The sequence below is a fragment of the Winogradskyella ursingii genome, from assembly GCF_013403975.1.
Lineage (GTDB): Bacteria > Bacteroidota > Bacteroidia > Flavobacteriales > Flavobacteriaceae > Winogradskyella > Winogradskyella ursingii.
On sequence record NZ_JABFDH010000006.1, the window covers coordinates 224,682 to 249,243 of the forward strand.

Annotated in this window: 25 protein-coding genes and 1 other RNA gene; 14 read left to right on the forward strand and 12 right to left on the reverse strand. The window is 34.8% G+C overall.

Translation table 11 applies throughout. The annotated features are described in order from the left end of the window. Positions 1 to 71 precede the first annotated feature (71 nt). A complete protein-coding gene (locus HM983_RS15335; protein ID WP_179346618.1) occupies positions 72 to 566 on the forward strand; it encodes a hypothetical protein in 495 nt (164 codons plus the stop codon). 130 nt (positions 567 to 696) lie between these two features. Here HM983_RS15335 and HM983_RS15340 read toward each other — a convergent pair whose 3' ends face one another. The 4 genes from HM983_RS15340 to rlmD are packed head-to-tail and all read right to left on the reverse strand — an operon-like array spanning position 697 to position 3,858. After that, the gene (locus tag HM983_RS15340) at positions 697 to 1,440 is read right to left on the reverse strand and encodes a DUF6048 family protein (protein ID WP_179346619.1); all 744 of its coding nucleotides are present in this window, start codon (positions 1,438 to 1,440) and stop codon (positions 697 to 699) included. Next, the gene (locus HM983_RS15345) at positions 1,421 to 1,987 is read right to left on the reverse strand and encodes a DUF6452 family protein (protein ID WP_179346620.1); all 567 of its coding nucleotides are present in this window, start codon (positions 1,985 to 1,987) and stop codon (positions 1,421 to 1,423) included. Before HM983_RS15345 ends, HM983_RS15340 begins: the two co-directional genes overlap by 20 nt. Positions 1,988 to 2,004: 17 nt before the next feature. Beyond that, positions 2,005 to 2,367 (reverse strand): four helix bundle protein, encoded by a 363-nt coding sequence (locus HM983_RS15350; protein ID WP_179346621.1) that lies wholly within the window; start codon positions 2,365 to 2,367, stop codon positions 2,005 to 2,007. A 36-nt stretch (positions 2,368 to 2,403) separates the two neighbouring features. Beyond that, the gene (rlmD, locus tag HM983_RS15355; RefSeq protein ID WP_179346622.1) at positions 2,404 to 3,858 is read right to left on the reverse strand and encodes a 23S rRNA (uracil(1939)-C(5))-methyltransferase RlmD; all 1,455 of its coding nucleotides are present in this window, start codon (positions 3,856 to 3,858) and stop codon (positions 2,404 to 2,406) included. A 241-nt stretch (positions 3,859 to 4,099) separates the two neighbouring features. Here rlmD and rocD point away from each other — a divergent pair, with 241 nt between their 5' ends. Continuing rightward, entirely contained in the window at positions 4,100 to 5,380 is a 1,281-nt protein-coding gene (gene rocD, locus HM983_RS15360; protein WP_179346623.1) for an ornithine--oxo-acid transaminase, read from the forward strand. A gap of 74 nt (positions 5,381 to 5,454) precedes the next feature. Here the strand turns inward: rocD and HM983_RS15365 are convergent, their stop codons facing one another. Next, positions 5,455 to 5,790 (reverse strand): CCC motif membrane protein, encoded by a 336-nt coding sequence (locus HM983_RS15365; RefSeq protein ID WP_179346624.1) that lies wholly within the window; start codon positions 5,788 to 5,790, stop codon positions 5,455 to 5,457. Between the two features lie 11 nt (positions 5,791 to 5,801). After that, positions 5,802 to 6,095 (reverse strand): DUF2752 domain-containing protein, encoded by a 294-nt coding sequence (locus HM983_RS15370; protein ID WP_246277531.1) that lies wholly within the window; start codon positions 6,093 to 6,095, stop codon positions 5,802 to 5,804. 92 nt (positions 6,096 to 6,187) lie between these two features. Between HM983_RS15370 and HM983_RS15375 the strand changes: the two genes are divergently transcribed. Continuing rightward, entirely contained in the window at positions 6,188 to 6,412 is a 225-nt protein-coding gene (locus HM983_RS15375; RefSeq protein WP_179346625.1) for a hypothetical protein, read from the forward strand. Further along, complete coding sequence (locus HM983_RS15380; protein WP_317166973.1) at positions 6,393 to 6,947, forward strand: Smr/MutS family protein; 555 nt, start codon at positions 6,393 to 6,395, stop codon at positions 6,945 to 6,947. Before HM983_RS15375 ends, HM983_RS15380 begins: the two co-directional genes overlap by 20 nt. A 2-nt stretch (positions 6,948 to 6,949) precedes the next feature. Here HM983_RS15380 and HM983_RS15385 read toward each other — a convergent pair whose 3' ends face one another. Next, positions 6,950 to 7,861, reverse strand: a complete 912-nt coding sequence (locus HM983_RS15385; RefSeq protein ID WP_179346626.1) for a hypothetical protein — start codon at positions 7,859 to 7,861, stop codon at positions 6,950 to 6,952. Between the two features lie 87 nt (positions 7,862 to 7,948). Here HM983_RS15385 and HM983_RS15390 point away from each other — a divergent pair, with 87 nt between their 5' ends. Beyond that, positions 7,949 to 9,094 (forward strand): cysteine desulfurase family protein, encoded by a 1,146-nt coding sequence (locus HM983_RS15390; protein WP_179346627.1) that lies wholly within the window; start codon positions 7,949 to 7,951, stop codon positions 9,092 to 9,094. On the opposite strand, the gene HM983_RS15395 is transcribed toward HM983_RS15390, so the two are convergent. Next, positions 9,084 to 10,892, reverse strand: coding sequence for a T9SS type A sorting domain-containing protein (locus HM983_RS15395; RefSeq protein WP_179346628.1), 1,809 nt, complete (start codon positions 10,890 to 10,892; stop codon positions 9,084 to 9,086). The genes HM983_RS15390 and HM983_RS15395 overlap by 11 nt on opposite strands. Before the next feature lie 140 nt (positions 10,893 to 11,032). Here HM983_RS15395 and HM983_RS15400 point away from each other — a divergent pair, with 140 nt between their 5' ends. Together HM983_RS15400 and HM983_RS15405 are read left to right on the forward strand one after the other, a co-directional pair. Beyond that, entirely contained in the window at positions 11,033 to 12,460 is a 1,428-nt protein-coding gene (locus HM983_RS15400; RefSeq protein WP_179346629.1) for a cell wall anchor protein, read from the forward strand. Positions 12,461 to 12,571: 111 nt separating this feature from the next. Beyond that, positions 12,572 to 13,372: a hypothetical protein gene (locus tag HM983_RS15405; protein WP_179346630.1), complete on the forward strand. Its 801-nt coding sequence runs from the start codon at positions 12,572 to 12,574 to the stop codon at positions 13,370 to 13,372. On the opposite strand, the gene HM983_RS15410 is transcribed toward HM983_RS15405, so the two are convergent. Together HM983_RS15410 and HM983_RS15415 are read right to left on the reverse strand one after the other, a co-directional pair. Further along, a complete protein-coding gene (locus tag HM983_RS15410) occupies positions 13,369 to 15,834 on the reverse strand; it encodes a TonB-dependent receptor (protein ID WP_179346631.1) in 2,466 nt (821 codons plus the stop codon). The genes HM983_RS15405 and HM983_RS15410 overlap by 4 nt on opposite strands. A 98-nt stretch (positions 15,835 to 15,932) precedes the next feature. Beyond that, positions 15,933 to 17,624, reverse strand: a complete 1,692-nt coding sequence (locus HM983_RS15415; protein WP_179346632.1) for a peptidoglycan DD-metalloendopeptidase family protein — start codon at positions 17,622 to 17,624, stop codon at positions 15,933 to 15,935. A gap of 176 nt (positions 17,625 to 17,800) precedes the next feature. Between HM983_RS15415 and HM983_RS15420 the strand changes: the two genes are divergently transcribed. The 4 genes from HM983_RS15420 to rny all read left to right on the forward strand — a co-directional run bounded on the left by HM983_RS15420 (position 17,801) and on the right by rny (position 20,239). Beyond that, positions 17,801 to 18,091 (forward strand): hypothetical protein, encoded by a 291-nt coding sequence (locus HM983_RS15420; protein ID WP_179346633.1) that lies wholly within the window; start codon positions 17,801 to 17,803, stop codon positions 18,089 to 18,091. Between the two features lie 18 nt (positions 18,092 to 18,109). Next, entirely contained in the window at positions 18,110 to 18,397 is a 288-nt protein-coding gene (locus tag HM983_RS15425) for a cell division protein ZapA (protein ID WP_179346634.1), read from the forward strand. Positions 18,398 to 18,457: 60 nt separating this feature from the next. Next, positions 18,458 to 18,603: non-coding RNA, 6S RNA (ssrS, locus tag HM983_RS15430), on the forward strand. Positions 18,604 to 18,661: 58 nt separating this feature from the next. Beyond that, the gene (rny, locus tag HM983_RS15435) at positions 18,662 to 20,239 is read left to right on the forward strand and encodes a ribonuclease Y (RefSeq protein WP_179346635.1); all 1,578 of its coding nucleotides are present in this window, start codon (positions 18,662 to 18,664) and stop codon (positions 20,237 to 20,239) included. Between the two features lie 199 nt (positions 20,240 to 20,438). Here the strand turns inward: rny and xerA are convergent, their stop codons facing one another. Beyond that, entirely contained in the window at positions 20,439 to 21,347 is a 909-nt protein-coding gene (gene xerA / locus HM983_RS15440) for a site-specific tyrosine recombinase/integron integrase (RefSeq protein ID WP_179346636.1), read from the reverse strand. Between the two features lie 220 nt (positions 21,348 to 21,567). On the opposite strand from xerA, the gene HM983_RS15445 reads away from it, so the two are divergent. The 3 genes from HM983_RS15445 (at position 21,568) to HM983_RS15455 (ending at position 23,051) form a co-directional block, all read left to right on the forward strand. Beyond that, complete coding sequence (locus tag HM983_RS15445; RefSeq protein WP_179346637.1) at positions 21,568 to 22,089, forward strand: hypothetical protein; 522 nt, start codon at positions 21,568 to 21,570, stop codon at positions 22,087 to 22,089. A 75-nt stretch (positions 22,090 to 22,164) separates the two neighbouring features. Beyond that, positions 22,165 to 22,581, forward strand: a complete 417-nt coding sequence (gene aroQ, locus HM983_RS15450) for a type II 3-dehydroquinate dehydratase (RefSeq protein ID WP_179346638.1) — start codon at positions 22,165 to 22,167, stop codon at positions 22,579 to 22,581. Beyond that, entirely contained in the window at positions 22,578 to 23,051 is a 474-nt protein-coding gene (locus HM983_RS15455; RefSeq protein ID WP_179346639.1) for a porin family protein, read from the forward strand. Before aroQ ends, HM983_RS15455 begins: the two co-directional genes overlap by 4 nt. Positions 23,052 to 23,120: 69 nt before the next feature. On the opposite strand, the gene lpdA is transcribed toward HM983_RS15455, so the two are convergent. Then, positions 23,121 to 24,497 carry a dihydrolipoyl dehydrogenase gene (gene lpdA / locus HM983_RS15460; protein ID WP_179346640.1) on the reverse strand — a complete coding sequence of 459 codons (1,377 nt, stop codon included), beginning with the start codon at positions 24,495 to 24,497 and terminating at the stop codon, positions 23,121 to 23,123. Positions 24,498 to 24,562 lie beyond the last annotated feature (65 nt).

Sequence of the window (24,562 nt, forward strand, 5' to 3'; positions counted from 1 at the left end):
TTTGCGACATGAATTTTAACCCTTAGCAACATTAAATTACAACTTTGTATTAATCAAAAAAATTATAAAAAATGAAAACACAATTAAGAATTTTAAGTTTAGCTCTTTTGAGTTTACTAGCTATAAGCTGCTCAAAGGATGATGACAATGGCCCAGAATTAGAGGCATGGGAAGTTGAGGTAAATGAGGTGAAATCTGCTACTTCTGCATATGTAGATATCAATGTTGCAACTAACGAAGGTCGTTTTGATGCTTCAGGTTATGTTCCTAATATGGGACATCATTTTATTAATCCAGCTTTAATAGATACTACATTCGATCTATTGAATCCTGAAGTCATATTATACGCACCAAATGAAGGTGGAGTGATGGAAATGGTAGCTATTGAATACTCAATCATACCTGAGGATCCTGAAAACCCAGGATCTCCACCAGAAGGATTTACAGGTTCTGCGGACGTATGGCATTTTAATGAAGAATTGGGACAATGGCAATTACATGTATGGACCATGTTAGAAAATCCAGACGGTATTTTTGCGATGTTTAACCCAGCGATTGGAGATTAAAAATATTACCTTAATTAATTTGAGTAAGTAAAAAGCTGGTTTTATAGTTTGTTATAGGCCAGTTTTTTTAATTCATTTTTAAATGAAATCCATGTTGAAGTGGAAAATTGATGTTAAAAGTAATAGTTTCTTACTCTTCAACTTCTTTTTCCTCAATTACAATTTTATCCTTCTTAAATATAGGAATTAGGTAAGATAAGTTATACCCAAAGCCAGCACCAAAACTACTGCTGTCGTAAGTACGGCCAAACCCGGGTAAATAAAGGTTTTCATAATTACCAGGTTGATCTTCAGCGACTAAAAACTTTAATTGTACATTAACGCCTGCAAAGAAGTTATTAAAGATTTCTGCCTTAAGACCAATTTGAAGTTCTGTCCATAATCCCGTTAGACCTTTAAACTCTGTATCTGGGTTTATGGTAATCTGTTCATTCCAATATTGATTGTTAACGTTATACACTCCATAGCTATTTAGGGTTTGGCTAAAGGTTGTCGCACCTATTCTTAAGCCACTATAAATCATGTTCTCCATGTCCAACCAATTTGTATAGAAATTGATGTCCACACCAGCTTTAAAATAACTTCCTTTAGTTGTATTGTCTATAGATTCACTAATTAAAGTTCTTTCTTCGTTTCCTAATTCTCCAGCCAAATAGAGCTTTTTGCTTAATCTGTAATCTCCCACAATTTCAAAACCTGTGTAATCGTCATCGACAAATGATCGGACAATTTTACCAATGTCGGCTCCCAGTCTAAGACCGTATTTCTGCTTAAAAACAAGAGTATCTTTTACCGTTTCTTTTTGGTTTTGGGCAATTGCAATTGTAGAAAACAAAAGCAATAGAACTGCGCTTTTAATGAAATATCTGTACATGTACGGTGTTTTCGTTTTCTATAGTTGTTGTAACTATGTTGATATTGTCTATCCAATTATCCTCATCAAGCTCTCGCGTTACTACTAAATCTGTAAAAATACTTTTATAGCCACAAGCTCTCGAGACATATTCAAAAATGTTAGTGTAATTAATTTCAATAATGTCTACATTGGATGCTGTAGCTTCATTTTCGTCTAATCTTAGATTCGTGTCTTTTTCTAAGATGAACCTTGTTGTCGAAGTTTCGTTTTCAATACCTATTCTCAACGGTAATTCAAGTGCGTCGACATTAGAGTTAAAAACCAACGTGGCATCATTAGATTCTAGTGGAGGGTTTTCAACAAGACCTTCACCATAAGCAGTCAATCGGGTTACACTCTTCAGGTTTTCTTGATCGGTCACATCGTAGAATTCAATTAGCAAGCGTGGTGTGGTTTGAGTGCTTTCTGCGCAGATATCGTCGCGTTCACAACCATTTAAGGTCATTACCAATAACAGTGCTATCCCTATAGGTATTGTAGTTTTTATTCTATTTACTAACTTCATAAGTTCAGTTGATGCGTTTATTTGTTTAGTTGGTAGTTTCGTAACGCATTAAGCATATTCGTTATCTTTTCGATTTTTTTGCGAGCTGATATATAATCATTCTCGCCAATAAAGTCTAAATTTTTACTGATTATAAGTTGATTTAATACTTCCATAGCAGAACTAAATGAAATTGTTGTAAAATGTGCTTTGTCTTTTTGGGTTTTTCTTGAAGTACCTTCAGCCAAATTAGAAGCTATTGATATCGATGCTCGTCGTAATTGACTTACTAAACCAAATTTTTCTTCAGAAGGAAAAGAATTTGTAATTGAGTAAATCAGTTTAACAAGTAAAACGGACTCTTGCCAAACTTCTAATTTTTCAAATGAATATGTTTTCATGTACTAATTAACAAATCAACGAATAAACAATCAACATTAACCTTTTTCAAACAAAACAACTGTTTCAATATGAGATGTATGCGGAAATTGATCAACCAAACTAAGTTTTTTAATCTCGTAACCAGATTGCATTAGTTGCTCTGTATCTCTCGCCTGCGTTGCAGGATTACAAGATACATAAACCAAACGTTCTGCATTGAGGTTTATTATTTTTTTAAGGGTTTTGGGTGCAATGCCAGCACGCGCAGGATCTAAAATTATGGTTCTGATTTTATTTTGGTATTCTGGATGCTCATTCAAAAATTTGCCCACATCTGCCGCATAAAATTTCAATCCATCAATTTCATTTCTTTTAGCATTTTCTTTTGCGTCCTTAATTGCGGAGGCAACGATATCGACGCCAACTATTTTGGTGTTAGTTGCTTTATTCGCAATGATTTGTCCAATAGTGCCTGTACCACAGAATAAATCAAGAACTACTGTATTATCAATCGCTTCTTTATTTTCCAACGCGTAATCCACAACTTTTGAATAGAGCTTTTCGGCACATTTCGGATTGGTCTGAAAAAAGCTTTTCATGCTGATTTCAAAATTAAGATCTAGAAGTTCTTCAACTATTTTTTCTTTACCATAAATTAGACTTATACTGCCGGTTGTAGCAATGGTTCTGTCGCCAATTTCATCATTAATTGTGTGAAGTAATCCAGCTACGCGATCTCCGAATAATTGGACCAAGTAATTGGCGAATTTATCCAAATTAAACTCATTTAAACCATGCGAGGTCGTTACAAGGTTAAATAACAACTCGTTCGTTTTAAAGGATTTTCTAACTACAAAATAACGAAAGAATCCTTCCTTTTTTGGAGCGTGCCATGGAGCCAAACCAGTAGCTTTGCAATATTCCCGTATATCTTTTAGATGATTTTCGAACTCAGCATCAAAAAGTCCTGAATCTTTTTCCAGATTGTCTCCACACCACCAGAGCCCACGTCTTTTAAAACCTAGGGTGAATTCATCTACGTCCGTTTTTGCTTCCCTATCATATCCGATGGCAGAGAAGCCATATTCCATTTTATTGCGATAGTGGAAGGTGTTTGGGGATTTTACAAATTCATCAAATTTGTCTTCTATATCTGAAACTTTTCCAATGCGTTTAAACAACTCTAGAGTACTCTGTTTTTTGAACTCATGCTGTTTGTCAATAGGTAATTGTATGTAAGGTGCGCCAGGAATATCTTGAAACGAAATTTCAATTTCATCTTCAGAAGATTTGAGAACGTCCAACAATTTTGCCTCAGCATATTTCTTACTGCTCTTTTTTACTTGTGCTTTAACTAGTTGCCCAGGTAGCGTGTTGGGTACAAAAACCACAAATTCACCATGCTCATTTCTAATACGTCCAATGCCTTTTCCTCCAAAAGCATAGTCCTCAATGGCGATTTCAATAATCTCACCTCGTTTTACAAATTTATTACGCTCTCTTCTCGGCATGTGTTATTTTAATTTGGCTGCAAAGATAACTGCATTTTTGGGAATGTTATTGGATAAAGTTAATCTTCTATTTTTTGTTCAAAAAGGAATTTACTAAATTTACACCTTCTAGGGATGATTTCTCTCCCACGCTGCTTTTTCTAGGTTTCACCATAACTTCAAATCATGGTACGCAGAACCTCTGAAAGAATAAAGGTGATGAAGGAATGGACATTTTATTCATATTAAAATTTTATTTAGAATGGCTATTTTAGAGCAACTCACGTCGCAACAAGCGATAGATTTAGAGAACAAGTATGGTGCGCACAATTACCATCCGTTACCTGTAGTTTTAAGCAGAGGAGAAGGAGTGCATGTTTGGGATGTAGAAGGCAAGAAGTATTACGATTTCCTCTCAGCATACTCTGCGGTAAATCAAGGACATTGTCATCCCAAGATTGTAGATGCGATGTATAATCAGGCGAAAACACTGAGTTTAACCTCGCGTGCGTTTTATAATGATATGCTTGGAAAATATGAAAAGTTCGCATCAGAATATTTTAATTTCGACAAATTACTACCAATGAACACTGGCGCGGAAGCTGTTGAAACCGCTCTTAAAATTTGTAGAAAATGGGCTTATGAGGTTAAAGGGATTGATGAAAATGAAGCTGAAATAATAGTATGCGAAAATAACTTCCACGGAAGAACAACAACAATCATATCTTTCAGTAATGATCCTGTTGCCCGAAAGAACTTTGGGCCATATACGGACGGATTTATTAAAATTGAATATGATAATCTTAAAGCTTTAGAAGAAACTTTAAAAAACAATAAAAACGTTGCAGGCTTTTTAGTAGAACCAATACAAGGTGAAGCAGGTGTTTATGTGCCAAGTGAAAATTATCTTACTGAAGCTAAGGCACTATGTGAGAAATACAATGTGTTATTTATTGCAGACGAAGTACAAACAGGAATTGCACGTACAGGAAGACTTTTGGCGACTTGTGGAAACTGTAGTTGCGAAAACAAAAATTGCTCAGGTACACCAGAGGTTAAGCCAGATATTTTGATACTTGGTAAAGCTTTATCTGGAGGTGCATACCCCGTTTCAGCCGTATTGGCAAATGACCCAATCATGAATGTGATTCGTCCCGGAAATCATGGTAGTACATTTGGTGGTAACCCGATAGCTGCAGCTGTTGCTATTGCAGCTTTAGAAGTAGTGAGAGATGAAGATTTAGCAGAAAATGCATTTCAGTTAGGTGAACTTTTTAGAAGTGAGATGAATAAATATATTGAAACTAGCTCTATCGTGAATTTGGTTAGGGGAAAAGGTTTGTTAAATGCTATAGTGATTAATGATGATGAGGATAGTGACACAGCTTGGAATATTTGTTTGAAGCTACGCGATAATGGTTTATTGGCAAAACCAACGCACGGTAACATCATTCGTTTTGCTCCACCTTTGGTAATGACAAAAGATGAACTTTTGGAATGTGTCTCAATAATTACAAAGACCCTTAAGGAGTTTGAAGCTTAGATAAGAAATGACAACATAAAAAAAAGCGATTTTCACAACTGAAAATCGCTTTTTTAAATTTATATAGTACACAATTACTGCTGTCCCATAATCTCTTCGAGACGTTCTTGCATTAATTCTTGATTCTGAATTGTTTCCCATCCAAAATAGGAAATAACCCATATGATGTAAATGACCATTAAAACACTTAAAACAATCCCAATGATTCCCATAATTTTTCCAGCCTTTACGTTGCCAAAACCAGAGTAGTTCTCAGGAGCTTCTTTATAAATATTAGTTGCTTTTCCTGCCAAGATAACCGCGACGATTCCAAAAATTAATCCAGGTAATCCATAGCAGCAGCAACCTATTATAGATAATATTCCCATTACTAGGACTAAGGTTGCATTAGGTAATTGTTGTTTTTCCATTTTTAGTTGATTTAGAAGGTTTTTATAATAAAACTTATTACAATTATACTAATATTTACAATAAAAAGCACAAGAATAATTTTATGACCATGTTTAAATTGAAACTTGATGTGTAACATCAAGAACAAAAACATTATGATTAATGAATAAATAGCGGGATACATATATAGTGCAGCAATAAAATCACCTTTAATCATCAATGCAATGGATCTTTGCATGCCACAACCTAGGCAGTCTATGTTAAATGTTTTTTTCCATAAACATGGCAACATATAATCGTCCAAACCTTTTACAGCTAAAATCATAATGCTAAATTAAGAATTTGCTAAATAGTATTAAAATTGCTTTTGTAAATTATGCAAGTCTTATTTTTGTCATCTAAATTGAATTTTAAAGAATGAATATATCCAGACTCATAAATACCGTATGTATAATTGCTGGTGGAGCAGTGGCACTCTACGCACAAGCAGAAGAACAACAAAATATGTATCTGCTAATGGGCGGACTTATTTTATTGATGTTTGGGATTTATAGAACTTCAAGAAACATTCCGAGTAAATTTGAGAAGGAAGAAGAGGAAACATTAATAAAAACAGAAAAAGATGATGAAGATAGGAGATAGAGTAGAAACCATCGATGATGATCTTTCTGGTGAGATTATCAATATTTCAGATGGTACAATCACGATTGAAGACGACGATGGGTTTGAACTTCAGTTTGAGGCTAATGAATTGATGCTTTCCAGAAACAAAAGCTCTCTGAGAAGTGCTGTTTTTGATTCTGACATTGAAGAGGTAAAGCGAGAAAAAGAATCAAAAAAAAGAAAAAACGTATCGACTGTAAAACCGAAAGAACGACATGCTCCAAAATTTGAGGTGGATTTGCATATTCATAATTTAACCGAATCCACTAAAAACATGACCAATTTTGATATGCTTAATCTACAGTTAGATACCGCAAGGGGTCAGCTGGAATTTGCCATTAGAAAGCGCATCCCAAAAATGGTGTTTATCCACGGAGTTGGAGAAGGCGTTTTAAAGCAGGAATTGGAAACATTGTTAAGCCGTTATAATAACATCCAATTTTACGACGCCGATTTTAAGACCTATGGCATCGGTGCAACTGAGGTGCGGATATTTCAAAATGTTGAGGCATAGCCTTATTCGTTTGGATCAAAAACTTCCGAAGTTATAGTTTCTTCATAAGTGCCAAAATCCAAGAATTGCGCATTCAGTATTTCTAAGCCTAAATTATCTATAGTGAATGTTGTTGTAATTGTTCTTGTAAAAAAGTTAGTTCTTAGTGGTGTTTCTCCAAAGGCCTGATTTGTACTGTTATCACGGTAACGCGGTAGCTCATCACCATCGTTTAAAAAATCATTAAGTGGATTTCCGTCTTCGTCCTCGTCTTCAAGTCTGGTTGGTGTGCCATCATCATCATCGTCATTTTCTAAGTAGTCTGGTATACCATCACCGTCAGTATCTCTTGGGTTTGTGAAAGGGTTGTTGTCACCATCTTCATTGTCATCTTCATCTTCTGTAAATACATTATCATTATCATCATCACGGTCAATGTAATTAAAGATACCATCACCATCGGTGTCCAATGAATCTGAAAAATCACCGTCACCATTTGGGTCAGCACCTTCATCCTCGTTTGGTATGCCGTCATCATCGCTATCTATAAAAGTAGCTATTGCCGTAACTGTCCCACCATTTGCTTCATAATCTTCAAGAATCATAATATCAGGATCTGGAATAGAGTTGCAAAATTCTGGCGTTTGATTATAGGTTCTATAGTTAAATCTAACTGAACCACCGTTTATTGAATAAGTGCGCACATAAGGTGTTTCAATCGGATTGAACAACAATTCATCATCAGCTGTTCTTGGGAAAATTAGACTTAAAGATTCACTAGGGTCAGTATTTATATCGTAAACAATATATTCTGAAGTAATATTTTCGCACACCTCTAAATTTCCATCAAATTCCAGATCAACATTAATTATATCTCCGTCGTCACAAGTAGATAGACAAAGAAGGCAAAAAGTAAATAATATAAGGCGATGCATAGCTTTAAGTTTTGAACAAAAATAACCGATTTGTAAAATTATAACGTGGGATTGACTAAATAATTTTATTTACGATATTTTTGTGATATGGAACACGTTTATCTTGACAATGCTGCCACAACTAGCCTTAGACCTGAGGTGATTGAACGAATGACTAAAGTTTTAAATGAAAATTATGGTAATGCTTCGTCTACGCATAGTTTTGGGCGCTCTGCAAAAGCTTTATTGGAACAATGTCGCAAAAATATTGCAGGCTATTTTAATGTTTCCGCTGCAGAAATAATTTTTACTTCTGGAGGTACAGAAGCCGATAATTTAGCTTTGCGCAGTGTTGTGAGAGATTTGGGTGTTGAAAGAATTGTTACTTCAAAAATTGAGCACCATGCAGTTTTGCATACTGTTGAACAGCTGCAAAAAGAGTATAACGTTAAAGTTGAGTATGTTAATCTGGATTCATGTGGAGTGGTAGATCATAATCATCTTGAAGAATTATTAAAAGTTGAAGATAAAACTGTAGTCAGTTTAATGCATATTAACAATGAAATCGGAAATATCCTTGACATCAAGCGAGTAGCGGATTTATGTAAATCTAATAACGCATTGTTTCATTCCGACACCGTGCAATCCGTTGGCCATTACTATTTAGACTTACAAGACATTAAAATAGATTTTTTAGCAGCAAGTGCGCATAAGTTTCACGGTCCTAAGGGCGTTGGTTTTTGTTTCATAAGAAAAGAATCAGGATTAAAACCCCTTATTTTTGGCGGTGAACAAGAGCGTGGTTATAGAGCTGGCACGGAGTCCATACATAATATTGTTGGTATGGATGAGGCTTTAAAAATTTCATATCAAAACCTCGAAACTGAAAGCAGCTATATTAAGGGATTGAAATCACATTTCATTTCAGCGTTAAAGAAGAAAATATCCGGAGTTAGTTTTAATGGCGGTTGTGAAGACAAAGTTAATAGTACTTACACTTTAGTAAACGTCTGTTTGCCGATAACTCCAGAAAAAGCACCAATGCTTCAATTTCAATTGGATTTAAAAGGAATTGCGTGTTCTAAGGGCAGTGCATGTCAAAGTGGAAGTAACCAGCAATCTCACGTACTTTCAGCTATTTTGGATAATGAAAAGTTGAAGAAGCCTTCCGTAAGATTTTCTTTTAGTAAGTTTAATACTAAAGATGAATTGGATTATGTGGTTTCTGTTTTAAAGAAATTTGTTAATTCTTAACAATTATTTTTTGTGTTTGACTGCTATTGTCAACTGAAGTCACATTCACTACATATACACCTTCACTAAAATTTGCCGTCGAAAGTTTATAGTTGTTTTTTATAGTGTCGTAAGATTGATTTGTAATTACTTTACCTGTAATATCAAAGACTTCAACCTTAGCAATCTCCAAATTATTTGGATTCAGAATGGTTAATTGTTTGTTAGTGTTGTCTTGTCTGATTTTTAATGTATTAATTAGTGAGTCTTCAATACTTAATAAATCTTGAGGAACAAATACAATTTCAAATCTGTTAGAATAATTGCCAGGTAAAATATTGATTTCATAATCTTGTTGTCTCAAATCTGCATACGTGTCATTTGCCAAATCGTGCAAATAAATGCCTTGAGTATCTTCGAAATTCTGAATATCAAAAATTCTGAAACGTAAAGGTTGTGCGACTTCAATATCAAGTGTTAAAGGTATGGTTAGGTTGTCTTCGAACGGAAAAGCTTGTCCGGAAAAAACTCTTCCTTCCGATTTAAAATAAGCATCATTCGGATAATTCTCTGCACGAATTAACTCTAAGCCTCTATCAAAACCATCAGTGGCACTCTCATGAAAATTCAAAACTAATTGTCTCGTGTATTGTGCGGCGTTCACTGTAAAATCTACATTAATTCTAAAACGCATATAATCATCTGGCACTAGAGTTAGGCCATTATCTTGTGTTTGAATTCTTTCAGTTTTAATATCACTCTCACTCTTTGAAACTTCGTCATTGTTATTTCTGAAAAAATAACTATCAGCACCTTCCTTCTCATAAACACGGTGTGAATTTTTGGTATAAACTGTACCAGATGAACCAACTTCACCTCTAACCATAAAACCTTGACCTATTGGGATATAGCGTCCTGCTGATTTTACGCCATCTCTTGGAGTCATTAAAGGGTAAACATTATCTTGAGCATCATAAGTCTTAAAAGCTGCTGGAGTATCTGTAATCATATCACCTGCCGCGTTGATTGTAAATTCATAATATCCACCAATATAATCTTCAAGATAATGAGAATTTGTGGTGCCATCTTGTTCCCAATAATATAATGTGCCATTAATGGCCGCAACATTATCAGCATCATGTATATACAAAGCAGCATCCATAGCACTTGGGTATGGATTTCCTACTAAAGTAAATTGATCGTCTAAAACTGTATTTGTAATGTCTCCATTATTTGGTTTACCTCTAAAATCATAGGTTTGATTACCAGCAGCAGCTGTGCCAATCCCTTTCATTGTATAGCCTAAACCTGGTGCAATATCGCCTGAGTTACCTGCATAAACCCAGTCACTATAAGAATCTGACGCCACAAATGTCCATAACCAACTGTTAGAAATAGTCAACGGACTAGCGAAACCATTTGCATTAGGAGTGAAATTACTGTTTTGACTATCAATAGGATCTGTAGTTGCTAATAAGGGATCATCCGTTTGATTTACACGAAATGCATTGTTTGAATTATTTGCATTCAAAATGCCGCCAACAGGTGAGCACCAATAGTTGTAGGTCCATTGGTTTACAGTTCCATTTTGGTAAACACTTAATTCACCAATGCCAGAATTACCTGTTAAACCATCACCTTGTACCAATTGAGATGCTTCCCTAAGATAAATTTTTGAATCTGCTTCGTTGAGATTAATATCATCTTTTACAAAAACAACCTCGTCTTTAACAAAGACAAAGGCATCATTTCTCACACTTAGTTGCGCGTTAGAAACTAAAAATACGAAGGTAAAAATGAATAAAAATATATGGCGCATAATAACACAATTTGGGGTTTTGTGACTTTAATAACGCGTGCAATATAAAAATAATTTTAATATTTCATCGGTATTATTTGCATTTTAACGAAAAATCATTAGATTTGCCCAGTTAAGCAACCCCTAAATTTACCCTAAAGATGAAAAACCCTACTTTTTTCGTTGTATTTTTTCTTACGTTTTATTTGTCTCAAGCTCAAGTTGGTATAGGAACGACTAGTCCCGATCCTTCATCTATTTTAGATGTACAATCCACAACTCAGGGTATGTTGGCACCAAGGATGTCCACTGCACAGCGTACCGGCATTTCAAATCCAGCAGAAGGACTTTTGGTTTATGATTTAGATCAAGGCTCTTTTTATTATTATCAAGCTGGCACATGGGATCAATTGGGTAATGCGGAGAAAAGAAATAATTATGTATTGGTAAAGACTGAAGCAGATTTACCAGCACCAAGTGGAGGAGTAATAACGTTAGATGAAAACACCCTTTATGAGATAAATGGTACGGTAGTTGTTTCCACACCTGTTAATCTTAATGGTGCTTATTTAATTGGTTTAGATACTAATGAAGATGTGTTGGCAAGGCTTGGTGGTACCTTGTTTATGGGTAATAAAGGAGGTAGTATACGAAATGTTACCTTGTCTGCTCCAGGTGGTACTATATTTGATTTGGACGATACTTCAAATAGTGAAACTTTTGTACTGCAAAGTAGTATCGTTGCAAACTCTACATCTGTAGGAACCATAAAAGGATTTTCATTACTCTTTTTTAATATTGTTCAATTTGCTGGCAATTCCGATGGTATAACTTACGAAAATATTGATGACATTTTATTAAATAATTTAGGATGGTTGTCAAGTAATAGCGGCACCTATGAAACGTTTATAGGCACTTTTGATTTAATTGAGAAGGTAAGTGGTTTTTCGAATGTTGATTTAGGTGATTTTGGTATAGATGTGAGTTCTAATCCCACGGTAAATTCTGGAATTATACTAGGTACTGCCTTTACAGGAACATCTACTACTTTTGTTAACAGATATACGGTTGGTTCTTTTACAGGATATAGTTTTACTAAGAAGTGGTTTGTAAACTGTCCTGGTATTCCATTGGAAGCAGACTTATCCGCATCAGGTAATTTTTATTTTAATGGTGCCTTAACGACCGGTTTTACACAAACTATCACTAATGGAACTGCAACAGAAGTTCAAGGTAATGGATCTTTTACAGCTAATAGTTTATTTAGATTTAATGCTGTTGGTGGAGGAAATGGCTTGCAGTATGACGGTGTAAAACAACGTGAATTTGTAATTAATGCGTCTTTATCAGTAAGAGTGAGCAACGCTCCAGGAAATTTTTATGCTTTTATTGTGGCTAAAAACGGTACCTTAATTACGGAATCAAACGCAGTTGTTTACATTGATAATGATAGTCAAATTCAGAATGTTGCCTTAAATGCTAGTGTGAGCCTTGCTCCCGGAGATGTAATTGAAGTTTATATACAGCGCTTAACTGGATCAGGTTCTGACACGTTAGCTGTTTTTTCTGAGAATTTGAGTATTAGATAATGAGATCACATTAGCTCATTTGATTTTAAAAGTTTCAATTTAGCGGTAAAATTTGTGTTTTGTCGGTACTATATATTTAAATGCTTAATCACAATATTATCCTAATTAGTTATGAAATTTAATTTACTGTTATTATTCTTTATTATTTGCAGTTATAGCTTAACTGCTCAAGTAGGCATTGGTACTACCGATCCAGACCCTTCATCAATTTTAGAAATGGATTCTGATTCTCAAGGCATGTTGACACCAAGAATGTTAACTACAGACAGAACATCCATAGCTTCACCTGCCACAGGGCTTTTGGTTTTTGATATAGATTTAAATGCATTTTATTTTTATAACGGCACGGTTTGGGAAGAAATGGAATCTACAGACGCGCCAAATAATAAAACAGCTGGTTGGGTTGCGCTCAATGATTTTGACAGTTCTTTCACCTTACCTTTTGTCAATTCTCCAGATTTAACAGATTACAGCAATTTTGTAGATTTAGATTTAGATTTTGAAAACGATCCAAGTGATTCTACTATAAGTTCATTTGCACCTACAGGAACTACAGCTGCTGATTTTTATGATAGTACCACTCACAAATTAACTCCGCTGGTAGTTGGTGACGCTGTTGTTCTCCGGTTATCTTTTGATGCTGTTCCTAATAATGGTAATGGTTTTATAGTTATTGCTATTGATATAGGGGACTCGAGCGAAATTATTATTTATGAAAAAACAATTCCGTTATTAAGAGGTAATGGGAGACTAAGTAAAATTAGCGAAACTATTTTATTATACCAATTAGGACTTTTTGACGCAAACGGTGCAAAAATTAAAATTGCTTACTCAAGAGCAAACCAAACTACTGGTAGTGACTGTGTAGTTAGCAAATTTGGCTTAGTGGTTTCTAAATTTACTAACGACTAAAACCTGGCGGACAACCTTAGATTAAAAACCCTTGGTGTCAAAAAATTAGGAATAGCAAATTGTCGTTTTGAATACACATCCCTAACCCAAGTATTGGTAATGGTGTTTTGGTTATTGAACATGTTATAGATTTCAAAGCCAATAGATAAATCCTTAAAGGTATTTTTCCAGTTAGACTTATAAGTCTTTTCAGAATCCACTAACACATAAGAAATACCCAAATCTGCACGTCTATAATCACGTAATCTAATCTGAAAATCATACGGGTCTGCATAACTTGGAGAACCTCCAGGAACTCCAGTGTTATAGACCAAATTCAAATACATTTTTAAATCTGGGATGTTTGGCACATAATCCTGAAACAGTACACCGAACTTTAATCGTTGGTCGGTTGGTCTGGCGATGTAGCCTCTATTGTCTATATTTTCTTCGGTTTTTAAATAACCAAAACTGAACCAAGATTCTGTACCTGGTACAAACTCACCGTTTAATCTTAAATCCAAACCATATGCATAAGCTACGGCATTATTCTTCGCACGATATCTAATTCTAACGTTTTCTAGTGTGTAAGGGTTCACATCAGTTAAGTTTTTGTAATAAGCCTCAGACACTAATTTAAATGGTCTATCCCAGATTTCGAAGCTGTACTCATTACCAAGTACAATATGAAAGGATTTTTGTGCTTTCACTTTTGGCTGTACAACACCAGAAGAATCTCTCAACTCGCGATAAAAAGGTGGCTGGTAATACAATCCACTAGCAATTCTAAAAAGCATATCTTTTTCCCAATCTGGTTTAATCGCAAATTGTGCGCGTGGACTAACTACAATTTGCGAATTCGATTCAATACCATCTCCATTGACCGTCCAGCTATGGGCTCTAACACCTGCATTGTAAAAAACCTCATTGGTTCCCCAAGTAGAGCGTTTGCTGTATTGGGCAAAAGCTTGTAAACGGTCTATTTGAACTTTGTTTAGTGCCCTAATATTTTCAAAAGCAGTAATTGGTCCAGAAAAAGGGATTTCAGGTTGAAAATTAGGACCTGTGAAATTTGGAGGTCTTATTGAGAATCCTGCCGAATCAATAACTTCATATTCTACCAATCTATCTCTAATATCTTCATGCGTGTATTTTACAGACCATTCTACGGTACTTTCGTCATCAATGTTATAATCGCCACGATGTTCAACATTCACAATAAAAGCATCCAAATCATTACGAGCGTGTGTGAGTTGTGAGCCAATGCCTTCACTGAATTCAACTTCCCCTAAATCTTCATCACCAATATTGGAATTCACTTCACCTAATCTATATTGTGCGAAAATGTCAAAATACTCCTGCTCTAAAGTATGGTATGCAGAGCCAATAAGTTTTAAAGTCAAGTCATCACTTAAAAAATAGTTGGCTTTAAATGCGCCGAAATAGGTTTGGTATCTATCGTCTTCTTGGCCATCGTAAAACACGAGTAGTGCTACAGGTTCTTCCAAGGTTCCAAAATTTGTCTGTCTGTTTTCGGGTTGAAATTTATAGCGGTTCAACGAAATATTTCCGAGAAAATTCAAATGAAATTTATCTGAAAACCGATAAGTCAAATACGTCTGTGCATCTGCAAAGACAGGTTCTACATTGCCTTCGGTTTCAAGGTTATTTAAAATTAGACTATTATCTCTATAACGCACGCCTGCAATGCCCGAAAACTTACCATTTTTACTAACGGTCTCTGCAGCAATACTGCCGCCCAATAGACTCAGGTCTGTTCTGATACCAAATTCGTAAGGGTTTCTGTAGGTAATGTCTAAGACTGAGGATAATTTATCGCCATATTTTGCTTGAAAACCACCAGCCGAAAAATCGACATTCTGTACCAAATCTGTGTTAACGAAACTCAGCCCTTCTTGATTCCCAGAGCGAATTAAAAAAGGTCGGTACACCTCGATCTCATTAACGTAAACTAAGTTCTCATCAAAATTTCCACCACGTACGGAATATTGTGTACTCAACTCATTGGAAATGTTAACTCCTGGTAAAGTTTTTAGAATATTTTCGACACCAGGTTGTGCACCTTTTATTGTTCTAATAACTTCAGGGGAAATGGTCGTAACCCCATCAACCGATTGGCGTGTATTAGTATTGATGACGACTTCTGCAATTTGTTCTATTTCAATTTTTAAAACAGGGTTGTATTCAATTTCCTGACCGTTTTCCAGTTTAAATTTCTGCTGAACACTTTTATGTCCGATATGTGTAAAGAGAACAACAACCTCTATATCTGAAGGAATTTTCAATTCGTAAAAACCGTTCGTATTTGTAGTCGTTCCTTCGCCTGGATTCGCTTTTATATTTACGTTTGAAACTGGTTGATTTGCTTCATCTAAAATAACACCTCTTATGGTTGCAGATTGCGAAAAAGAGAGCACACCAAAAAGCAAACAGAGGACAGAGGTAAGATGAAAGCGTTTCAAATACGAGTTTTTTGTTAGTTCAAGTACAACGTTCTAGAATTTGAGAATCAGTATTGATCCTTTACTCTAAAAGCAAGGTGTTCTTCAATTTTATTAATCTATTTTCTAAAAAATGTTGCTTCAAATGTAGAACTATTTCCAACATTATCGGTAACGATAACCTTTAATTCATTTTTGGTATCCTTCACTATGCCATCATTAAAATCATGCACCAAAGAATTGGTTTTATAATCATACTCCATTAATATCCACTCACCATTTACGGTCGCTCTGTATTTGCTAATTCCGGATAAATCGTCATCAATTTTCAATTTTAAATAACGGTATTTGCTCAACCATTTTTTATCTTGAAAATTTACAGGTTCAATAGTCGGTGCGGTTGTATCCATTGCCAAAGTATAGATGCCAAACGTTTTACTTCCAGCGCTTAAGATGTTGCCTTTACGTTTTGTAGTGACGTAGCTTGGTCTTTTGTAGTATCCATAAAGCCGTGCAATAAACAATTTGTCTTGATGCTCTGTTTTGTAGTTACTGATGTCGTAATTAATGTAAAAGTTTTTTTGAAGCGGTATATTGTCCTCGTGCAGAAATAATGTGTCGCTGCTCACTTTGAAGTCTATAAATGTATCGTCGTAAACTGTATTGTCATAAAAGTTAACTTTAAAGTTTCCATCAGTGAGTACTGTTGGTTGGTCACTATAAATTAGGGATTTTGATATATTATCTAAAGGTTGTGTTGTAGTTATATTCTCTGTTGTATTTCCATCAACAGGAATGTTTACCCAGGTCTCATTGTTCTTAAAATCTCTGATTCTAATTCTGTAAACGGAAGACGTGCTGTCTTCTACATTAACATACCCATTATCGTAAACATCTTTATAAAGACTTAACGGGTTATTCTTTTGAACAAATAATTTCTGAATACGCGATCGGTTTGTTTTAAAATATTCGTAGTCAATTAATCGCTTTATGTGTTTGGATTCGTCAAAGCTAAAACGCTTAAAATCAATCTCGAGACTTTTATTACCATTAAAAAAAGTTTGGATATTGCTTACGCCATTGTTGTTTGGTGCATAGTCCAACTTGTCGTAAGACACCACACCAAAACCAATATTACCATATGCATTTATTTTTTCAACTTCGTAACTGCCATTTTTCTTTGGGATTAAACGTAATTCAACACGTTCATTTTTACCGTTAATAAATGAATTTCCATCTTTTGGATATGCATAAACGCCAGAAACATAAGGTGATTTGGTGTCTTTTACGTCAATGCCAAAAAGCATCGGATTCATGGGTCTTTCTGCATTATCTCTAATCTCATAGTGCAAATGTGGTCCGCCTGAGCTGCCGGTATTTCCTGAGAACCCTATAATTTCATTTTTATCGATTAATAATTCTTCGGAATTTGGGAATACTTCTACCTCAAAACTTTCCTTTTCATATTGGCAGTCTTTGATGTATTGCTCTAATCGAGGTGAGAGTTGCTGCAGGTGTGCATACACTGTTGTATATCCATTGGGATGGGTAATGTATATGGCCTTGCCATAGCCAAAATGTGCAATTTTAATTCGGCTTACATAACCCTTGGCAGTACTGTAAACTTTAAGTCCTGTTTTTTGCCTAGTCTTAATGTCTAGACCAGAATGGAAATGTGATGAGCGTAATTCGCCAAAAGTACCAGCGAGTACAATTGGAATGTCCAAAGGATTGCTAAAATAATCTTGGGGATAATCAGATTGGGAAAAAACACTACTTGAAATTAATAAAAAGGCTAAGATTTTTCTCATAAAAATGCAATTGAAGCTAAAATATTAATTTGAAGACAATTTGCAAACGATAAAATGTCTTTATTTTTTTAACGAGTTAATTCTTTTGATGTTATGCAAATAAAAAATAATTGTAAAAGAATTGTGTTTTTACTTAAGGTATGTTAACTTTGTTTCAATAGTATTGAATTGCTTTAATGAGTAAAATAGAAGACATTGTTGATGCTTTAGAGAATAAAATCAGTAAGATTTTACATAAGCAGGAAGTCTTAAAACAGACCAATGCCAATCTCTCCAGTCAACTGGCTGAACAACAAGAAAAACTTCTGGAGCAACAAGAAGAGATTTCTTCTTGGATTGAGAAACATGAAACACTCAAAATAGCAAACTCAATGCTTGGTAGTGACGAAAATAAACGAGAAACAAAGCTCAAAATAAATGCAATTATTAGAGATATTGACCATTGTATAGGCCAACTCTCAGAATAAATTTGTAAATTAGATTCAATGTCAGATCAATTAAAAATTAAGCTTTCTATTGCAAATAGAGTTTATCCTTTGACAATAAATCCGAGTCAGGAAGAAGGTTTAAGGAAGGCGACAAAAAAAATTGAAGCCATGATAGGACAATTTGAGCAAAACTATTCAGTTAGGGATAAGCAGGATGTTTTGGCCATGTGTGCTTTACAATTTGCTGCTCAAGTTGAGCAAAAATCTATAGACAAAGAGTATGTGAACGAAGAAGTACAGGAAAAGCTAGAAGCTTTGAATGAACTTTTGAAAACTCACATATAACTCGTACGTTCTTTTAAATAAAATAAGGTTACTGCCTACATTAGTTATATTTTTTGACAAACTCAACGTTAATTCTTTAAAAAGGGTGAGTTAAAGTTGTAAGAGCGTGCCGCTAGTGCTTTATGCTGAATTTATTTCAGCACGTAAAGTATCTTAGGCGGATTTTCGATCAGCTTGTTAGCCCTAAACTTGTTTTTAAGGAGTTTAGTACAAAATCCAAAACTGATGTAGGCTTTTTTTATATACTAAACTAATATAATGAACATGGACACGAATACAATTTTATATATTGTTGGAGGAGTAGTTTTAGGTATCATACTTGGTTACATTATAGCCAAGGCCCTAGAAAAAGGAAAGGCTTCCAAGATAATTTCTGATGCTGAAAATGAATCTAAATCAATATTAAAACAAGCCAATATAGATGCTGAAGCATTAAAGAAAGACAAAATTTTACAGGCTAAAGAAAAATTTATTGAGCTCAAATCAGAGCACGAAAAGGTAATACTTTCCCGAGATAAGAAGATGGCCGAAGCGGAAAAACGTATTCGGGACAAAGAGTCGCAGATTTCTAGTGAACTCTCAAAAACCAAAAAATCCAATCAATCATTAGAGGATAAAATCAAGGACTATAATTTTAGACTTGAATTTGTTGAAAAGAAAAAAGAGGAACTAGAAAAAGCACATAAGAGTCAGATAAAACAATTAGAGGTTATATCGGCACTCTCAGCAGAAGAAGCTAAGGACCAATTGATCGAGTCCCTGAAAGAAGAAGCTAAGACGGATGCGATGGGATTTGTTCAGGATACATTGGAAGAAGCAAAACTCACTGCCCAGCAAGAAGCCAAGAAAATCATCATCAATACGATTCAGCGTATAGGAACTGAAGAAGCCGTTGACAATTGTGTGTCCGTTTTTAATATTGAATCTGACGATGTTAAAGGTAGAATTATTGGTCGTGAAGGTCGAAACATTAGAGCTATAGAAGCGGCAACGGGTGTGGAGATCATTGTAGATGATACACCAGAAGCCATTATTTTATCATGTTTTGATTCGGTAAGAAGGGAAATCGCCAGATTATCGCTTCACAAATTGGTGACTGACGGTAGAATTCATCCAGCCAGAATTGAAGAAGTAGTCAGAAAAACTGAAAAGCAAATAGAACAGGAAATTATAGAAGTAGGTAAGCGTACCGTTATTGATTTGGGTATACACGGATTACACCCAGAATTGATTAAAATGGTAGGTAGAATGAAGTACCGTTCTTCTTATGGACAAAATTTATTACAGCACTCACGCGAAGTAGCTAAACTTTGTGGAGTCATGGCTGCAGAATTAGGATTAAATCCAAAATTAGCGAAGCGTGCCGGTTTATTACACGATATTGGTAAAGTCCCATCTTCAGAAACCGATGTGGAAACACCACACGCTATTCTTGGTATGCAATGGGCGGAGAAACATGGAGAAAAACCCGAGGTTTGTAACGCTATTGGAGCTCACCATGACGAGATAGAAATGAATACGTTGTTATCTCCAATTGTGCAGGTTTGTGATGCTATTTCAGGTGCAAGACCTGGTGCAAGACGCCAAGTATTGGATTCTTACATTCAACGTTTAAAGGATTTAGAAGATGTCGCTTTCGGATTTACAGGTGTGAAAAAGGCATATGCCATTCAAGCAGGTAGAGAGTTGCGCGTCATTGTTGAGAGTGAAAAAGTTAATGATGACAGAGCAGCAAGTCTCTCGTTTGAAATTTCACAGAAAATACAAACGGACATGACTTATCCAGGACAGGTTAAGGTTACAGTGATCCGTGAGACACGTGCGGTCAATATTGCTAAATAACAATAGACCAAAAAGTTATTAAAGCATCTGATTATTATTTCAGATGCTTTTTTTTTTAACTTTATTATAATTAAAGAACCTCATATTATGAAACACGCTGTGGTTATGATATTGCTTTTGGTGGGTGTGCTCTCATGTTCTGAAGATGATAATGTAAGCTCAGAATCTTCTGAGAGCGAGAAATATATAAGAACATAAATTACTTTCTAGGATGGTATTTTTCCAAAACATTGCTTAAATGTGAACGATCCACGTGCATGTAAATTTCAGTGGTAGTAATGCTCTCGTGCCCAAGCATCATCTGTATAGCACGGAGATCCGCACCGTTTTCTAATAAATGAGTTGCAAAAGAATGTCTGAAGGTGTGAGGCGAAATGGATTTTTTTAGACCAGATATTTCAACTAGGTTTTTAATTATAGTGAATATCATTGCACGAGTTAATTTACCTCCTTTAAAATTAAGAAATACGATATCTCGAGAGTCTGGATTTGGTTCAATCTTATTTCTAATTGAAAGCCAGGTGTCAATGTATTTCTGTGTGGTTGTCCCAATCGGTACAAAACGTTGTTTGTCACCTTTTCCGGTAACTTTGATAAAGCCTTCATCAAAAAATAAATCAGAGATCTTTAAATCTGTCAGTTCACTCACACGTAATCCACAGCTATAAAGCGTTTCGATAATGGCTTTGTTTCTGTGTCCTAAATTGATTTTTCTAAAGGTGTAATCTAAATCAATAGCATCAATCAGCAGATCTATATCTTTTACAGATAAGGTGTCGGGCAGTTTCCTTCCGATTTTAGGTGACTCAATTAAATCCAAAGGATTATTTGTCCTATACCCTTCAAAAATTAAGTAATCAAAAAAATTGCGTAACCCAGAAATTAACCTCGCCTGTGACCTCGAATTGATTTTTTTGGAGACATTATAAATAAATCCTTTTATTGTATCATTTCCAATCTCTACAGGAGTAGCATTGATTTCGTTTTGGTTAAGATATTTTACGAGTTTTTTAATATCATAACTATAATTTACAATAGAATTAGAGGAAAGTCCACGTTCAATTTTAAGATAGTGCTGATATTCCGCAAGAGCTTGAGACCATTTCATAATTCAAATATCGCTAAATCTTATAATAAATACATATTTAATATAGCATTATACTTATACTAGATTAGCGCAAAATGTTAATAACTATAAAATTAATAATCTGTTTATAAGTGAATTAAAATTTTATGTTTATAAAAATGTTAATAACTCTGTCTTAAAAATTTTATAACATCAAAAAAAGTGTTTAGCTTGTATTAACCAATTTTAAAACTTAAATATTATGAAAAAATTATTTTTATGTGCTGCTGTTGCAGTATTTGCATTTACTAGCGTAAATGCGCAAGGTGACGATGATCACGGTGCAATACAAGAGGGTAAATGGCAAATTGAAATTAACACAGGTTCCTGGACTACAGGAAGTACTGCTTTTTCATTGACATCTGTTGATGGTGAAACTATGTGGTCAGCTGGAGCGGAAGGTGGTTATTTTGTGATTGATAACTTGGCTATTAAAGCTGGGTTAGGGTATTCTGATTTTGGTGATGATTTCTCATCATTTAATTACAAAATAGGTGCTAAGTATTACATTGCAAATGAATTTCCTGTCGGTGTAGATTTTACGGGTACTAGTTTCAAAGATGCTGATGAAAACCCATCTTATGTAGGTGTCGAAGGTGGTTATGCATGGTTTATTACCCCAAAAGTGAGTATTGAACCTAAGTTAAGATACAATGTATCGATGAACAGTGATTTTTATGATGATGCACTTCAGTTTTTAATTGGATTTGCGGTCCATTTATAAAGTGAGAAATATTTGTTTCAACCCGACATCTAAAATGTCGGGTTTTTTTATGCATTAGTTTTATATATTTACTTTATGAAAAAAATAATTATTATTAATGGTCCTAATCTGAACCTATTGGGAAAGCGTGAAACTAACATTTACGGTACCCTTACTTTTATGGAATTTTTTAATTCTATTATTAAAAAATTTGATAATGTTGAGTTGGTACATTTTCAATCGAATATAGAAGGAGAGCTTATAGACAAATTACAAGAAGTTGGATTTTCTTATGACGGAATTATCCTAAATGCTGCTGCTTATACGCACACATCCGTTGGTATTGGAGATGCTGTAAAAGCAATTGAAACTCCTGTTGTGGAGGTGCATATTTCCAATACATTTTCTCGTGAAGACTTTAGACACAAATCTTATATTTCTCCCAATGCTAAAGGTGTTATAGTCGGTTTTGGTTTGCAAAGCTATGAATTAGCCATACACAGTTTTTTATGAGATATTCAATTTTAGCCCTTTTTTTATTTGCGGTAAGTTTTTCTGGAAATTCTCAAACCCAATTTGGAGTTAAAGGAGGAGTAAGTGTTACTTTTTTTAAAATTGATGAAGGTAATTTTGGAGATAATCCTGATACTGAGGTTGGTTATTTTGGTGGTTTTTTTGTCGATTTTAAAATTGACAAAAGTTTTCATATTCAACCGGAATTAGTATATAAAGGAATTGGCGAACTCAATTTTATTAATGCTCCCATTTATCTAAAATACGACGTAAACAATAACTTTCATTTTTTGGTTGGCCCAAGTCTTAATTATTTCTTCGATATTTTTAATAATAAGTTTAAGGTGAGGGCAGATGTAAGTTTAGCTTATGATTTATCCAACAATTTAGATATTCATATGAAATACACCTTAGGCTTCGAAGAGTTGTCTCCTAATATTGTATTTCTCGGTTTAGGATATAGGCTTTAATACGATTCAAAATAAAAAAAGCGATTCTTTTGAATCGCTTTTTTTATTTAATTACTTTTTTCTTTTAGATTAAAGATGAATTACTTCGTCATAAGCATCTGCAACAGCTTCCATAACGGCCTCACTCATAGTTGGGTGAGGGTGCACAGCTTTTAAGACTTCATGTCCTGTGGTTTCCAGCTTTCTGCCTAATACAGCTTCTGCTATCATATCGGTAACACCTGCACCGATCATGTGGCAGCCTAACCATTCTCCATATTTTGCATCAAAAATCACTTTTACAAAACCATCTTTAGTACCAGCAGCACTTGCTTTTCCGGAAGCAGAAAACGGAAATTTTCCAATTTTCACTTCCAAACCTTGTTCTTTTGCTTGGGCTTCTGTGAGTCCAACACTTGCAACTTCAGGTGAGCAATAAGTACAGCCTGGGATATTACCATAATCTAGTGCTTCTACATGTTGTCCTGCAATTTTTTCTACACATAAAATACCTTCTGCAGAAGCTACGTGAGCTAATGCTTGTCCTGGAGTAACATCTCCAATGGCATAATATCCAGGAATATTGGTTTGATAATAATCGTTCACCAAAATTTTATCTCTGTCTACGGCGATACCCACATCTTCCAATCCAATATTTTCAATGTTAGATTTAATCCCAACCGCAGATAAAACAATATCCGCTTCTAGTGTTTCTTCTCCTTTTTTAGTCTTCACGGTTGCTTTAACTCCTGTTCCTGAAGTATCAACTTTGGTGACCTCAGAGGAAGTCATTATTTTAATCCCGGATTTTTTAAAGCTGCGTTCTAATTGTTTTGATACGTCATCATCTTCAACAGGAACTATTTTATCTAAAAATTCAACAATTGTTACTTCAGTTCCCATGGAATTATAGAAATAAGCGAACTCAACACCAATAGCTCCAGAACCTACAACAATCATTTTCTTTGGTTGCTTATCTAATGTCATGGCTTGTCTGTAGCCAATCACTTTTTTACCATCTTGCGGCAAACTTGGCAATTCGCGAGAGCGTGCACCAGTTGCTATTATAATATGATCTGCAGAATATTCCTTTCCATCAACATCAATTTTTTTACCGTTTTTTAGTTTTCCAAAACCTTCAATGACATCAATTTTGTTCTTTTTCATTAAAAATTTAACACCATTACTCATTCCGTCAGCAACTCCACGGCTACGCTTTACAACCTCATCAAAGTCGTGTTCTGCATCTTTCACTTTTAATCCGTAATCTTCAGCATGCTTCAGATATTCAAACACCTGGGCAGATTTTAAGAGTGCTTTAGTTGGAATACAGCCCCAATTAAGGCATACACCACCAAGACTTTCTTTTTCTACAACTGCAGTTTTAAATCCTAATTGAGAGGCTCTAATTGCAGTTACATAGCCACCTGGCCCACTTCCTAAAACTATAATATCGTATTTACTCATGCGTAATTTATTAGATGAATTTTGAGTTCACAAAAATATAAAAATCCAATAACAATAGTGTGTAT

Coding starts and splice junctions, on each gene's coding strand:
- HM983_RS15340 (WP_179346619.1), bottom strand. CDS start 1,440: ATGTACAGATATTTCATTAAAAGCGCAGTTCTATTGCTTTTGTTTTCT.
- HM983_RS15390 (WP_179346627.1), top strand. CDS start 7,949: ATGGAACACGTTTATCTTGACAATGCTGCCACAACTAGCCTTAGACCT.
- HM983_RS15350 (WP_179346621.1), bottom strand. CDS start 2,367: ATGAAAACATATTCATTTGAAAAATTAGAAGTTTGGCAAGAGTCCGTT.
- HM983_RS15405 (WP_179346630.1), top strand. CDS start 12,572: ATGAAATTTAATTTACTGTTATTATTCTTTATTATTTGCAGTTATAGC.
- HM983_RS15445 (WP_179346637.1), top strand. CDS start 21,568: ATGAAAAAATTATTTTTATGTGCTGCTGTTGCAGTATTTGCATTTACT.
- HM983_RS15415 (WP_179346632.1), bottom strand. CDS start 17,624: ATGAGAAAAATCTTAGCCTTTTTATTAATTTCAAGTAGTGTTTTTTCC.
- aroQ (WP_179346638.1), top strand. CDS start 22,165: ATGAAAAAAATAATTATTATTAATGGTCCTAATCTGAACCTATTGGGA.
- HM983_RS15425 (WP_179346634.1), top strand. CDS start 18,110: ATGTCAGATCAATTAAAAATTAAGCTTTCTATTGCAAATAGAGTTTAT.
- HM983_RS15365 (WP_179346624.1), bottom strand. CDS start 5,790: ATGGAAAAACAACAATTACCTAATGCAACCTTAGTCCTAGTAATGGGA.
- HM983_RS15370 (WP_246277531.1), bottom strand. CDS start 6,095: ATGATTTTAGCTGTAAAAGGTTTGGACGATTATATGTTGCCATGTTTA.
- HM983_RS15335 (WP_179346618.1), top strand. CDS start 72: ATGAAAACACAATTAAGAATTTTAAGTTTAGCTCTTTTGAGTTTACTA.
- rlmD (WP_179346622.1), bottom strand. CDS start 3,858: ATGCCGAGAAGAGAGCGTAATAAATTTGTAAAACGAGGTGAGATTATT.
- HM983_RS15385 (WP_179346626.1), bottom strand. CDS start 7,861: ATGCATCGCCTTATATTATTTACTTTTTGCCTTCTTTGTCTATCTACT.
- HM983_RS15420 (WP_179346633.1), top strand. CDS start 17,801: ATGAGTAAAATAGAAGACATTGTTGATGCTTTAGAGAATAAAATCAGT.
- HM983_RS15380 (WP_317166973.1), top strand. CDS start 6,393: ATGATGAAGATAGGAGATAGAGTAGAAACCATCGATGATGATCTTTCT.
- lpdA (WP_179346640.1), bottom strand. CDS start 24,497: ATGAGTAAATACGATATTATAGTTTTAGGAAGTGGGCCAGGTGGCTAT.
- rny (WP_179346635.1), top strand. CDS start 18,662: ATGGACACGAATACAATTTTATATATTGTTGGAGGAGTAGTTTTAGGT.
- HM983_RS15345 (WP_179346620.1), bottom strand. CDS start 1,987: ATGAAGTTAGTAAATAGAATAAAAACTACAATACCTATAGGGATAGCA.
- HM983_RS15395 (WP_179346628.1), bottom strand. CDS start 10,892: ATGCGCCATATATTTTTATTCATTTTTACCTTCGTATTTTTAGTTTCT.
- HM983_RS15375 (WP_179346625.1), top strand. CDS start 6,188: ATGAATATATCCAGACTCATAAATACCGTATGTATAATTGCTGGTGGA.
- rocD (WP_179346623.1), top strand. CDS start 4,100: ATGGCTATTTTAGAGCAACTCACGTCGCAACAAGCGATAGATTTAGAG.
- HM983_RS15400 (WP_179346629.1), top strand. CDS start 11,033: ATGAAAAACCCTACTTTTTTCGTTGTATTTTTTCTTACGTTTTATTTG.
- HM983_RS15455 (WP_179346639.1), top strand. CDS start 22,578: ATGAGATATTCAATTTTAGCCCTTTTTTTATTTGCGGTAAGTTTTTCT.
- xerA (WP_179346636.1), bottom strand. CDS start 21,347: ATGAAATGGTCTCAAGCTCTTGCGGAATATCAGCACTATCTTAAAATT.